Below are 13,546 nucleotides of genomic sequence, written 5' to 3' on the forward strand. Positions count from 1 at the left end.
CGTTGAAATTGACGTTATTAATTAATTTGTTATTGATTGCATTGATTTTAGGTTATGCGACATGGGTGATGGTTCGATTTTTCAAAAAGTCTAAGCAAGGAAAATGTAGTGCGTGTGAAGTGAATCAAAGTTGTCCGACCGAAAAGTTACCGAAACATATGCAGTGATAAGGTGGCGTTGAGGACACCTATGTTTATATTCAAACTCTTGATTGCTGAACCATCCTCCATTTACCAAGGTGCTGATCCCTCAGGCGTCTTGCGCGGTTCATTCAATCTTTGGTATAGTACCTTTAACTATTGCACCGATTATCATCTAATGAACTCAACTACTATTTATGCATATATGTTCACTTTTCATTCGTTACCTTTTCCTATCTTCTTTTTAAGTGATATACGTGTGCAAAATTAAAAAGCGAAAAGACTGGGTTGAAAACGCACTACTTCAAGTGGTTCCATATACCCAGTCTTTTTGTTATTGTTTTGTTATTGTTCTGTTACTTCTCGATGCTGTGTTAAATTTTGTGTTTCAACAAATTGCTGATACATCGTGTGAGTTTGCATTAATTCTTCATGACGCCCTTTGCCTGTAACTTCTCCGTGGTCTAAGAAAATAATCTGACCCGCTTTTTTAATTGTAGAGAGACGGTGCGCAATGACGATTGTCGTACGGTTTTCCATTAAAATATCTAATGCTTCTTGGATTTTACGCTCACTTTCACTATCTAAGTTTGCGGTTGCCTCGTCTAATAAGAGAATGTCAGGATTTTTCACAAAGCTTCGTGCAATATCGATGCGCTGACGTTGACCCCCTGACAGTTTCAAGCCGCGTTCCCCAACGATTGTGTCGTAACCTTGTTCAAATTCCATAATGAATTCATGACAGTTCGCAAGTTTGGCATAGTGAATCAATTCTTCTTCAGATACTTCTCGATCTACACCGTATAAAATATTATCGCGTATCGTTCCGTTCATCATCGCATTACTTTGCATGACGTAACCGATTTTTCTACGCCAATCTGTTAACGACAGTGCATCAATTGAAGTACCATCATAATAAATGCCACCTTGATCAACCTCATACATCCGTTCAATCAAACTGAACAATGTACTTTTACCTGAACCAGAAGGCCCCACAAAAGCGGTTACTTCACCACGCAATACATTAAATGACACATCTTTAAGTACCGGTGTATCATCATATCCAAAGTAGACATGATCGAATTTCAAGTCTCCAGTCGAAATCTCATCTAGTAAATTCGGTGCGGCGATATCTTCAAGTGGTTCATGTAAGATTTCATAAATACGTTGACTCGCCCCTACTGCTTTTTTATAATCCGTCACTAATGTAGAAAGGTTAATCAAAGGCATGGATAAATTTAAAACGTAAAAAATCATCGCCACGAGTGTCCCCGCTGAAATCGCGCCCGAAGCAATACGCATACCTCCAAAACCTAAAATAATACCAATTGTAATCAGCATGATAATCCCTGAAATAGGTTGAACGACGGCAGCAATTTTTGCTTGTTTCAGTCCTAAGTCATAAATCTTTTTAAGGTTACTATGTGCCTTATCCAATTCTAGTTTCTCAGTATTGGCCACTTTAACTAAACGCATTTCTGTCAATACACGCCCGAGTAGCCCACTAAAATTTGCAATTTCAGTTTGCGTATTCGTTGATATTTTTTGCATAATTTTACCGAGCGGCACCATCACTAATATAAATATAGGAATGGTAATAAATGTAAGGAGTGTCATTTGCCAATCCAAGACGAACAACATAATTAATGACCCGATTAGTGTAATCACCGAGGGGAAAAATCCTGGTAACTTTTGTGATATAAAATCATTAATTACTTTCGTATCATCTGTTAAACGACTCATCAATTGTCCGCTCTCATTTTTATCAAAAAACGGCATTTTTAAGTGGATAATATGGTCCCATAACACGGAACGAATCGCGTAAATAATTTTTTCGCCTATTTTATTAAGTAAATAGTAACCGAAACCACTTAACACGGCATTCACTAAAAATACCGCTACTAATGCGATGATAAATACGGGACTAATCGATTCAAAAGTAAATTTGTCGACCACCTGCCCTGTAAACAAAGGCACTAATAATCCGGTCAAACTACCTAATGAAGCAATCGTCACGGCCACAACAATCAGTCCCACTGGCCATGAAATTTTCTTTAATAAAAATACAAGTGGGTTACGTGCTTTCATAACTTCATACCTCTTTTATTTTCGTTATAGTGATGCCATAAGACACCCTTCAGTCTCCGTTCACTCTGAAGTCAGTCTTACTGCATTTACGATTACCTCTACTTTTACCCTTCAACAGATTGTTCTCAAAGTGACCACAACGGCTCAACTCAGTTTCATATCTTCTCTCACGCCCATCATATCACTCTGCATTAACATTTATAAACGACAAACTTTGTGGTAAAATGAATCGTGTTGTTTATCATTTATAGTTTTTTAGATTGAGGGAATACATATGAAAAAAATAATATTATCCATTGTGGTTGTATTCTTCGCTTCCACTATTATAACACCTTTTGCACGTGCATATACACCCACACCGGTTGAACTTGCACAACAAAGTGGTTATCCTGTCACGTGGGCTTATCAACCTGAGGGCATGATTAACATCAGTCAAACAGGACAAATTTTGTACGAGTTTCAAAGTGAACAACAATGGTATCCTGCTTCTATGACCAAACTCATGACAATGTACTTAACGTTACAAGCCGTCAAAGAAAAGAAATTATCTTTAAACGACACGGTCCAAATCACTGACCAACATTACCGGATGTCCACCTTACCAGAGTTGAGTAATACGAAACTTTATCCTGGTGAAACATACACCATTGCAGAATTGCTTCAGATTACAGTCTCCGCTTCAAGTAACGCAGCTGCACTGATTTTAGCCAATCAAGTTTCAGATAACACATCAGACTTTGTCGATAAAATGAATGACACTGCCAAATCTCTAGGTATGACGCACACCCACTATGTGAATCCTACTGGTGCAGAAAACCGCTTATTATTGGAATTCGCACCAAAGAAATATCAACACGAACCATCTTCAACATCTTCAGCACGCGACTATGCCATTCTTGCCCAGCATGTTGTTAAAGACACACCTAAAATTTTGTATTTCACTAAACAAATTGCACCGACACAACACGGTGTCACATACTATACCTTTAACGATTTGTTAGAAGGTGGCAATATGAGTTTACCTGGCACAGATGGGTTGAAAACGGGTTCGAGTGACATTGCAGACTATAACAACTCATTAACGACAAAACGTGGGAAATTCCGCATTTTTCATATTATTATGGGCGCTGGAGATTATAAACATCTAGGTGGCGAGAAACAGCGTAACATGATGAGTGCGAGCGCCATTAACTATACTTTTTCACAATATGACTATAAAAAGATATTATCTAAAGGTAAACATAAAATTGATGGGAAATCGTACTATGTGACAGAAGATTTATACGATGTCGTGCCAAAAGACATGTCTGAACCTTATGATCTTGTCGTCAAAGATAGTCAAGTGCATCTCGATTATCCACGGAAGTTTATTACGAAAAACGACGGACCCCCAACAGTAAAAGTTGAAAATCCGTTCATCTATGAATCTAAATCTGTAGTAGTCTCAAGTTGGCATGCATTTCCAGTATTGACGACACTCGCATTTCTCGTCATTGTACTCATCCTTGCATTTATTTTACGTCGATTGTTGAAATTGCTTTTTAGAAAATAAAAATCGCGATTTCCATTGATTTGTTAATACGATAATTATTAAACTTGCGACTTCTAATCTGTTTTTCAGTATAGCAGCTGAGCAACCAAAAATGGACCGACTTTATAATGCGATAAGAACAAATAACAAATAAAGTGGATATGCGTAGAATGTGATGATTTTACACATATCCCCTTTTTTATGATGCAATTTTTTTGAAATTTTATATCAAATCATTTATCAACATAAATCTATTTTTCCTTTGCTCATCAGTCAACGGCACATGATCAACATTAACTTCTGTGAATAAAGTCCAAGGTAAATGATTTTTATTTGCATATTTTACAGCTTCCAATGTATCTCTATAATCCAGTACACTATCGTTGTCACCTTGGATAATGTAAACTTCTGTTTTAATATCGTTAATAAAATTTTTCCAATTAAAAATTGTTTGTATTTCTTCTACACTAAACCTTTCATTGAACCATTCACTTTCTTCAGACGATACCTTTTTTAAATGATGACTTAAATTCATTAAAGGTGCTATAGCAATAACTTTATTGATTTTTATATTTAAATTAGCAGCTATTAGCAAAGCAAGGGCAGCCCCAAAACTCCCTCCTATTAAAATAATATCTGAATCTTTAATATGAAACACATTTTGAAATTCTTTTATAACGTCTATTGTTATTCTTATGACATTCATCCAATTCTTCCATGCTTTTTTTCTACTACTATAATTCTGATATGCAGAACCATAATAATTTAGCACAACTATAGCTGTTTCCTTTTTAATTGCTTCACTGTATAAATCATAATAACGTAAATCATCAAATTCAAAAGATTCAGGACCGCCATGTAACGAAAATAAAAGTTTTTGAGGCTTACTTTCTAAGGGTTTATGTACAGTTATAGGATACGGTTTAGAAAAATAATCTGTATTTATTTTTTCTCTTTTATTTTTGTTATGATTAAAAAAAACAGTTCCATTTTTGTCAATATACCCCCACTTAATCCCTTCCTTCATACTTGTACCTTTGATAGTGATATAATTACTGTTCACAGAATGTATTTCTATATTACAGTTGTGAAGTTCACGAACCTTAATCGTTCCTCCCATTTTTATTGAAATAATGTCAACCATTATTTCCTTACCCTTATTAAGTAATAAAACAATATATTCACTTTCTAATAGATGGGCATTTATAATAGGCTCATTGTAACGTTTAGATAATATTATTTTATTATTTTGCATATTTTTCAATACAATTACTTCATATTCATTATACTCTATTAAGAAAAGAAAATAGTTTGAAGAATAAGAGAGAAATCTATCACATTCAAATAGTATATTAAAGTTAATATCAATAACTTTTGCCGCTTTACCAAAACCGGGTCTATCATTAGATATTAGAAAAAAACTAGAATTAAAGAAAGTCTCTATATCATAACTTAAGCATAAAGTATTCGTACATACTGTGTAATTATCTTTTAAAATGGCCAGTGTGTTGCAATTATTGTTAATGTCTTGATAAACGATATAGAGCACATTTTCATCTATATCCATATATAAATCTTGTACAATACGAATATCAATATCCTCAATATTTATGTTGCGCACTTTAAGTTCTGAAAAATTTAAACTGTACTCCTTTACAACTAAAGTATTTTTAATTGAACTTATAATGAGAAACTTCGGCTTAGTCTTCAATGAAAAGAAACCTAAAAAATAATTGTCCAATTTTTCAATACTTTCTTTATCACATATAATTTTATTCTCAGACAAAAATATTGGTTTATTTTCATCTGAGAAAGCCAATAGTATAGGATTACCAAAACGACTATTAATGAACACTCCCCCCTTCCTTATAATGTCTTTTCATAGCAGTGAAGAATAATGGCAATAGAAAAGCATTGAATACTAATAGCGATGTACATATGATTAATGCAATCGTGATAGACATATTGTATAAATAACCGCCAAACGTACCTCCCAGGGTATCTCCTATAAAAAATGAAGATTGTGATAACCCAAAAAAGAAGCCTAAGTGAGGTTTAGGAAAAAGTTCTAATTCTATCAACTCTTGTGCGATTGCCGATCCAGTATATAAAAATGCCCTAAACACTAAAATCAACAATATGATTAAACTTGGTAACGACGTTAAAAACATTAAAAGTAATAGACCTGCAACGAGTTCACTTATAAAAAAAATCCATTGTTTATAGCGGCTAACATTTTTACTCGCATATATAGGTGCTGCAATAATAGCCGTTAAACTAATCATCGCTATAAATATCCCTATCAGTGACACCGATATACCTTGATGCTTTAAAATAACTGGAATGAAAGGACTAATTAAACTGACTGACATCCCTGCAATAAAACCTAAAATCACTATTCCAATAATCAATATCTTGTATTCTGTTAAAGGCTTTTTAAAATGCGTCTGATTTTCCTCAGCTTCCGTTACTTTTTTAGGGAATTTAGGCACTAAAAAAGTAGTTAACAAACAGCACATCGCCGCCAAAATCAGCACATATGCCATAGGTGCTTTAACTAAGTATGAAAACAACCACACTAGAATACCTGATAGAGATGTTCCAATCATAATCCCTGTATGATTGCCCATTTCACTTATTGAGACAAAAGCTGGACGTTCTTCTTCTGTACCTAAAGACACAATCCAAAATCGCATGGAGATAATCACAAGCGAAGCCCCTAACCCTGCAATAAAACCAGATAATCCTGCAATCCAAAAAGAATGTGTGAACACCCTTAATGCTAAACCAACTGCATAAACGGTCACACCAAGTCTTAATGCAAAGTGAGGTGAAATCTTATCACCCAATTTCCCTGTAAAAAAGGAGAGTATCCCCGCAATTGCCATCATCGTATATGAGAAGCCAAATGAGGTTAAAGCCTGGTTTTCTTCAAACCATAACGCATGTATCGTTTTTGAAAGGTACATTGAGAAATAGAAAAATATACTAAACCACAAAAATTTTTGAGCTGAAGGGAATTTTCTTAATGTATTCAACAGTTTCATCATTTCGACTCCCTTTTAACAGATATTAAATTATCTTTATTTTGCTTCAATAAATCGTTATGAGGGTATTTGTTACACCCCTTTTCAAAAATATCAATTGCTTTTGTAATATGATCGGTGTTGAGATAGGCTTCTACTAATAAAATGACTAAGTCAATATAAACTTCCTCATCCGATGCTACTTCATTTAACACATTTTCATTAACAAGTTCAGTTGTTTTATTGTATTCCTCTAATTCATTTAACACAAAACAATAATCATATAAAAAGTCCACTTCTTTACCAGAGTAAATATAAGATTGATGAAAATGTTCTTTAGATTCAGGTAAGTAATTCAAATTTAAATAATATATCCCTAATAAAGAATGAATCTCTGGCACATAAGGATTGAAATTTAGTGCAATTTGGAGATGATTAAAAGCATTTTTATAATCTTTAATTTTTATAAGAAAGTTGGCATATTCTAAATGATTTTCTAAAAAAAGCGGATCCATTTTCAAAAGTTTTTCGAAACCCAATTTAACATCTTCTATTGAATTAATCTTCATATAACATTGAATTAAATTGTAGGTTAATACACTCTCATGAAAAGAGTTATCTAATTTAGATAATTTATTAGTAGAAATTTCTTTAATGGCAACTTTTAATAATTGTATTGCTTTTTCTATTTCATTTCTTTTATACAATAATAATGCGAACCCATTTCTATTAAAAATTTTGTAAAAATTAATCTCACTATCAGAAAAACAAGAATAGGCTTCGTTAAGTAGTTTTTCAGCAAGTTTATCAGATTTCAAAAAAATAGGGTGATGCCTAGCATATAACATTGCAAGCGCATAGTTAGAATCTATTTGTCTATCTTCACTTAAACTTTCCTTACTTTTTGTAAGATAATATTCCGCTCTTTCTGTTTCTCCTATCTGAGTATATGCAATTCCCAAATCATAATAGTAACAGTCATTTTCATTTTTTTCGTCTATTAAATTTTTAATAATATTAATAGCTGTCCATCCATCACCGACACTCAAAAATTTTAATGCTATATCATAAGCTTCATACTTATTTTCATTAAGTGCGTCTTTTACTACCTTCTCTAAATAGTCTTTATAATATTCTTCTTGAACAAGGTTTTCAAAATATATATTTCCTATTTCATATTTTCTATAAATCTCTAAAAATATATTAGAGCCCACATCTATTTGTCCTTTATGATATATATATAAATCTATAGGTTCTTTAAACCTATTTTTAATTGCCAGTAAATTATAAGAAATATAACGTTCAATCCGAGCTTTAGTCGAAAACCTGAGTTGATTCGAGTAATTTTGTTTATCAGTTAAACTTCCGTAATAATTCATTTTATTTTTTGTTATAGGATCCATAAGTGAATACAATTGATATTCAAAATTTTTTCTTGGTTCGAAACTTATTCGGTGCATAAACAATCGTAATAGTTGAAAGTTAACTAAATCATTAGAATAACATTTTAATAAGATTTTCATTCAACATCCCTTTTCTCCTTTAAGTATCAAAAAGAAAAAGCTTCTTTTTGATATGAGAAGCTTTTTTCCTTTTTTCAACTTCAATTTTATAAAGTTATTACTTTACGACTTTCCCTGAATACATGACTGAAAATTTTGAATTTTTAGCTTTTGGTGCTTTTTTAACCAATTTCATAACCATCACCCCGTTATATTATTAAAAAGTATTTCGCGAGCTTCTTTTTAATAATATATCACTAGATGAAATATTTTACAAATAGTATTATAAGATTTATTTAATTATGTATCAGTATCGTGAATGAGAGAGAACATAGCCTTGTAACTCCTTTAAGAAAAAACGCTCACTTATGTAGGTTCACTTTCGAACATTTACTGTCATCAACATGGATCCTCAGTTTAGATTGATTTAATTTGTGTTAGACTTCGTACTTTATTCCTGAAGATAGACTACAAAGCAGACATTGTAAATGAATGGTAATAGAAAACGCTCAAAGCTTCTCTGTCCTTTATTTTTTGGCGTGTTTATACGACTTAAACTTCATATCAACAACCAAACAAAAACGGACCGAAAATATGATCCCCTCACACTTTCGCCCCATTTTTATTCATATTATTTTGCGTCTTTACCGTATAATTCTTGTTTGATTTGTGTCGTAGAAATACCTTCCGTACGCTTCAAGTAAATCACTTCACATTTATCTTTTAAGAAATCGAATTCACCTTCCCAGTCATGACCCATAACAAAAGTATCGATTTCATACTTCTCAACGTCCATTTCTTTTTGTTCCCAATCATTTTCAGGAATGACGAGGTCAACGTAACGGATTGATTCCAACATCATTTTACGTTGTTCAAAGTTGTAATATGATTTTTTGTTTTTAATGCGGTTGAATTCATCACTTGAGAGTGCTACAACGAGGTAATCCCCCATTTCACGTGCACGTCTCAGTAATTCAATATGTCCATAGTGTAAAAGATCATACGTTCCATATGTAATGACACGTTTCATCTTTACACCTCCTTAACATTTTTAATATTTTCTTCATTTTGTAGAATTATAGCATAAACATTTTCCAATTCCTAAAAATATCCGGTGTTTACGCTAAATTCGCACGAGTTTTTCTACATAATTGACCACTTGATTTAAGCTTTCACTTGTATTATATTGATGCCATTTTTGGAATAATGGTTGTAATTGTCCTTCATTGATACGTTCGTACAATGTGTGCTCGTCATAAGCTTTATATTCTTGGGGAATATCATAATAATACTTGTTGAGCCCTCGTACTATTTCATATTCCGCCTCATCGTAAACGTAAAATAAAGTTGGCGTATTTACAATGCTTGCTTCTATCGCTAAAGAACTGTAATCCGTAATAATTAAATCTGCCAATATAACAAGATCAAGCGTACACATTTTAATATTTTCTGCCGATGCGGAAACGGTAGGATGATATTTACTCAACAACGTGTAACCAGGCACCGCAGTCTCAAATGTTTCTTTGTCAATCGTACGGTTCGTTTGTCCGCCTTCACGATAAGTGGGTAAATAGACAGCGACTTTGTTTTGAATGCCTAATTGTGCTTTGAGTTTTTGCTGATGTGCTTGTCGATCGATGTGTCGGTATGTCGTTAATCTCGGACTCCCAAAACTGAGCAACTGTTCATAACGTGCCCCGAACGCCTTTTCAAAGCAATCTGCCATCTGTTGACCACCAACTAAGTATTTATCTGTCGCTTGATACACTGCGCAATATTGGTCAACATGTTCCTTTTGATTCAAATCTACTGAATGGTCCTCTAAACCAAACTTCTTCAATGCACCTGCCGCATGCCACGTTTGAATGACTGTTTGGCCTTCTTTTTTGCGCCATCCTGCCATGATTAAATAATAAGTGTCAATAAACACCACTTTTGCGGTAGCTAATACGGCTAACTGCTTTAAAATTGAAGATTGCTTCAAAGGATAATACATAATATGTTTTCTATTTTCTAAATAGTGAAAATCTTTAGGCTTTGCAAAAACGGTAATGTTAAAACCGCGTTGACTCAGTTGATATATAATTGGTAATTGGTCTTCTTTAAAAGTCATTAAAAAGACAATATGTTTTCTATCGATACGTAATGAACTGTACAGGCGACTTAAACACGCGACCATACAAATATAGAATGCTTTGATATAATAACGCATCATTTCTTCACCACCCTAAAATGTTATTTAAAACAAAACCCTCAACACAAATCTAATGTATTGAGGGACTGTTCTCATTACATAAAATCTGCGAAGTGATCTCTGTAGCGCATATGTAACATCGAACCAATAATAAATAACATCGCTGTAACGCACACATTGTATAGTGCCAGTTCCCAATGCGTAATAAAATACCATTCGTGAAATAGTATCGCTGCACGGTAACTCTCCGCTACAAAATAAATAGGGTTAAACATTAAAATCTTTTCTGCTAACGATCCTGCTGGAGGTGTCCAAAGAATCGGTGAAGCATAGAAAAGAACCCTTAATAAAGCTTGCATTGCCATTTGCGTATCACGGACAAGCACGCCTAATGTTGATGTTAGGAGTGTTACTGATGCCGTCAAACAAAACGCAAACGGGATATAAATGAACAGTTGAAGAATATAAATCGTTGGTGTAATACCACTCACTGTACATAAAATAACAATAGCTACCACAAGCATCATGTGCCCATACAGTTTACTTGTGACGATGTATGTCGGAATGATAGAAAGTGGGAAATTCATTTTCGCCACCTGTCCATATTTCATGGTTATCGATTTTGTTCCCTCTAAAATACCTTGATTAATGAAGAACCACATACTAATACCGACGAGCAACCAATAAATAAAAGGCACGCCATCAATCGGGTGGTTACTTCTGATCCCAAAACCGAAGACAAACCAGTAAACCATAATTTGTATCACAGGATTAATGATCTCCCAAGCAAATCCGAGATAGTTATTATGATTTGAAATCTTAAGCTGGAATTGTGCTAACCGCTGAATCAGATAAAAACTTTTAAAATGTTCTTTCATTACGGTAATAACAGAATTCATAATTTACCACGCTTTCACATGCTGGATAATCCATCTAGTGCCAATCACCAAAGTGCTATTGTGCAATTAATATTTGACCTAGTATGTCTCATCGCCTATTCTTTAATTGAAAAGCTAAGTTGATTTAAGTAGAATTAAATACATTGTATCCATAATACTTTACAATAGCTCCACAAATTTAACAACCACTTAGTAATATATTATAATGTATAGACATAAGATGATGGAAGCAAAAACCAAATTTCATTTCAATATTATCAATGTAAGGACTGTTCACAGATGAATCCAACTGTCAGTATTAACGAAGTGACTAAAGAATATCGTATTTATCGTAATAATAAAGAACGTATTAAAGATGCTATATGGCCAAAACATAAAAACAAAACATTTTATGCACTCAAAGATGTCACATTCCAAGCCTACGCGGGTGATGTTATCGGTTTAGTCGGGATTAATGGCTCCGGTAAATCGACATTGAGTAATATGATTGGTGGTTCGCTCACACCGACACATGGGCATATTGATAAAATTGGCGATGTAAGTGTCATCGCAATTAACGCCGGACTCAATGGCAACTTAACAGGTATGGAAAATATTGAGTTCAAAATGTTGTGCATGGGCTTTAAAAAAAATGAAATTAAAGCACTCACACCTGAAATTGTCGAATTTAGCGAATTAGGTGAGTTTATTTATCAACCCGTAAAAAAATATTCAAGCGGGATGCGTTCGAAACTCGGCTTTTCCATTAGTGCGACAATCAATCCAGAAATTCTTGTCATTGACGAAGCGTTGTCTGTGGGTGACCAAACGTTTACCCAAAAGAGTTTGAAAAAGATTTATGAATTTAAAGAAGATGAAAAAACAATCTTCTTTGTCAGCCACAACTTACGCCAAGTGAAAGAGTTTTGTACGAAAATTGCTTGGATTGAAGCAGGACAACTTAAAGATTTCGGTTCTGTGGAAGACGTCCTTCCTAAATATGAAGCCTTTTTGAAAGATTTCAAGAAAAAATCGACTGCAGAACAAAAAGCATTTCGTCAAGCTTTAGATGAAAATCGCTTTGTCGTCAAATAACTTTTCCGCATACGCTTAATGACTTCAATCCACACTGCATCAGTCACGATGAATCTATTGGTCTCGTGGTCGATGCAGTGAACTTTTACCCCATTTCAACTGAGACTATGCCTCATTTTTTGTATTTTATGTGAACTTAACAAAAAAGAGCGCTTCATCCCACTTCTAATAACAATTGAAATGGTCTGACACGCTCTATGATAATCTATACTATTTGCCTAAATACTTTTGTTTATACACACCGACGACAAACTTAGGAATTCTTTTCAAACGGTGAATTCGCTTAATATCTGTCAATGCACGGTAGGCCCATTCTAAATTCATCGCTCTCCATACGTACGGTGCGCGTTTCACTTCACCACTATAAACATCGATCGAACCGCCCACACCCATCATCAATGTATGGTCGAAATGATGACGGTTATGTTGAATCCATTGTTCTTGCTTCGGATAGCCCATACCTACAAAAATAAAGTCCGGGTTAAAATCACGTACTTGTTCGATGACGTTTTGATCGGTAATATCGATAAATCCGTGATGTGTTTGGATGTCGATATGTGGGTACTGACGTTGAATGCGTCGTGCAGCCTTTTCAACAACTGGTGACGTCGCGCCAAGTAAAAACACTTTTTTGTGCTCTAAATCTGCAATATTTAAACATGTTTCCATAACTTCAATACCCGGCACACGTTCTTGTAAAGGTTGACCTAATATCCGAGCAGCTTTAACAATGCCTGTACCATCTGGAACGATAAAATCTGCTTGCTTCAACATTTGTGCATATAATGGGTTTTCTGATGCATAATGGACGATTTCTGGGTTAGCCGTCACAATAAATAAATTATGTTTCGTTACAGTATGCATATATTTTAAAATATTTTGATGCATGTCCATCAATGTGACATTATCAAACATCACATTCATCACTTGGACTTGCGCTTTTTTTTCTTTAAACGTATATGTTTCCTCTACTGTAGTGTCACGACTAGGAAAAGTACCCTCATGATGACCAGTAGGCAATACTTTAACCATAGTCTCACCTTCAATCTTTCATTTAGTTTCAATTCAATTTGTTTTACATGGTATTTACAA

At 34.0% G+C, this 13,546-nt stretch carries 11 protein-coding genes; 3 read left to right on the forward strand and 8 right to left on the reverse strand.

Annotated elements, in window-relative coordinates:
• The first annotated feature begins 8 nt into the window (after positions 1–8).
• Positions 9–167 (forward strand): FeoB-associated Cys-rich membrane protein, encoded by a 159-nt coding sequence (locus tag GZH82_RS11545; protein WP_162682607.1) that lies wholly within the window; start codon positions 9–11, stop codon positions 165–167.
• Positions 168–485: 318 nt separating this feature from the next.
• On the opposite strand, the gene GZH82_RS11550 is transcribed toward GZH82_RS11545, so the two are convergent.
• The gene (locus tag GZH82_RS11550; protein WP_162682608.1) at positions 486–2,228 is read right to left on the reverse strand and encodes an ABC transporter ATP-binding protein; all 1,743 of its coding nucleotides are present in this window, start codon (positions 2,226–2,228) and stop codon (positions 486–488) included.
• A 274-nt stretch (positions 2,229–2,502) separates the two neighbouring features.
• On the opposite strand from GZH82_RS11550, the gene pbp4 reads away from it, so the two are divergent.
• Positions 2,503–3,780: a penicillin-binding protein PBP4 gene (gene pbp4, locus GZH82_RS11555; RefSeq protein WP_162682609.1), complete on the forward strand. Its 1,278-nt coding sequence runs from the start codon at positions 2,503–2,505 to the stop codon at positions 3,778–3,780.
• Between the two features lie 202 nt (positions 3,781–3,982).
• Here pbp4 and GZH82_RS11560 read toward each other — a convergent pair whose 3' ends face one another.
• From GZH82_RS11560 to GZH82_RS11585, 6 genes are all read right to left on the reverse strand, one after another.
• Entirely contained in the window at positions 3,983–5,614 is a 1,632-nt protein-coding gene (locus GZH82_RS11560; protein WP_162682610.1) for an alpha/beta hydrolase family protein, read from the reverse strand.
• Positions 5,604–6,809, reverse strand: a complete 1,206-nt coding sequence (locus tag GZH82_RS11565; RefSeq protein WP_238989572.1) for an MFS transporter — start codon at positions 6,807–6,809, stop codon at positions 5,604–5,606. The genes GZH82_RS11560 and GZH82_RS11565 overlap by 11 nt, the downstream gene beginning before the upstream one ends.
• Positions 6,806–8,164 (reverse strand): tetratricopeptide repeat protein, encoded by a 1,359-nt coding sequence (locus GZH82_RS14370; protein WP_238989573.1) that lies wholly within the window; start codon positions 8,162–8,164, stop codon positions 6,806–6,808. The genes GZH82_RS11565 and GZH82_RS14370 overlap by 4 nt, the downstream gene beginning before the upstream one ends.
• A 754-nt stretch (positions 8,165–8,918) precedes the next feature.
• The gene (gene tagD / locus GZH82_RS11575; RefSeq protein ID WP_162682612.1) at positions 8,919–9,317 is read right to left on the reverse strand and encodes a glycerol-3-phosphate cytidylyltransferase; all 399 of its coding nucleotides are present in this window, start codon (positions 9,315–9,317) and stop codon (positions 8,919–8,921) included.
• A gap of 93 nt (positions 9,318–9,410) precedes the next feature.
• Entirely contained in the window at positions 9,411–10,502 is a 1,092-nt protein-coding gene (gene tarB / locus GZH82_RS11580) for a teichoic acid glycerol-phosphate primase TarB (protein WP_162682613.1), read from the reverse strand.
• A gap of 74 nt (positions 10,503–10,576) precedes the next feature.
• Positions 10,577–11,380, reverse strand: coding sequence for an ABC transporter permease (locus GZH82_RS11585; RefSeq protein WP_096540255.1), 804 nt, complete (start codon positions 11,378–11,380; stop codon positions 10,577–10,579).
• Positions 11,381–11,659: 279 nt separating this feature from the next.
• On the opposite strand from GZH82_RS11585, the gene tagH reads away from it, so the two are divergent.
• Entirely contained in the window at positions 11,660–12,454 is a 795-nt protein-coding gene (gene tagH / locus GZH82_RS11590; RefSeq protein ID WP_162682614.1) for a teichoic acids export ABC transporter ATP-binding subunit TagH, read from the forward strand.
• 210 nt (positions 12,455–12,664) lie between these two features.
• On the opposite strand, the gene tarA is transcribed toward tagH, so the two are convergent.
• Complete coding sequence (gene tarA, locus GZH82_RS11595; protein WP_162682615.1) at positions 12,665–13,486, reverse strand: N-acetylglucosaminyldiphosphoundecaprenol N-acetyl-beta-D-mannosaminyltransferase TarA; 822 nt, start codon at positions 13,484–13,486, stop codon at positions 12,665–12,667.
• Positions 13,487–13,546 lie beyond the last annotated feature (60 nt).

Origin of the sequence: Staphylococcus sp. MI 10-1553, assembly GCF_010365305.1 — a bacterium.
Lineage (GTDB): Bacteria > Bacillota > Bacilli > Staphylococcales > Staphylococcaceae > Staphylococcus.

Coding starts and splice junctions, on each gene's coding strand:
- pbp4 (WP_162682609.1), top strand. CDS start 2,503: ATGAAAAAAATAATATTATCCATTGTGGTTGTATTCTTCGCTTCCACT.
- GZH82_RS11550 (WP_162682608.1), bottom strand. CDS start 2,228: ATGAAAGCACGTAACCCACTTGTATTTTTATTAAAGAAAATTTCATGG.
- GZH82_RS11565 (WP_238989572.1), bottom strand. CDS start 6,809: ATGATGAAACTGTTGAATACATTAAGAAAATTCCCTTCAGCTCAAAAA.
- GZH82_RS11585 (WP_096540255.1), bottom strand. CDS start 11,380: ATGAATTCTGTTATTACCGTAATGAAAGAACATTTTAAAAGTTTTTAT.
- tagH (WP_162682614.1), top strand. CDS start 11,660: ATGAATCCAACTGTCAGTATTAACGAAGTGACTAAAGAATATCGTATT.
- tarB (WP_162682613.1), bottom strand. CDS start 10,502: ATGATGCGTTATTATATCAAAGCATTCTATATTTGTATGGTCGCGTGT.
- tarA (WP_162682615.1), bottom strand. CDS start 13,486: ATGGTTAAAGTATTGCCTACTGGTCATCATGAGGGTACTTTTCCTAGT.
- tagD (WP_162682612.1), bottom strand. CDS start 9,317: ATGAAACGTGTCATTACATATGGAACGTATGATCTTTTACACTATGGA.
- GZH82_RS14370 (WP_238989573.1), bottom strand. CDS start 8,164: ATGAATTATTACGGAAGTTTAACTGATAAACAAAATTACTCGAATCAA.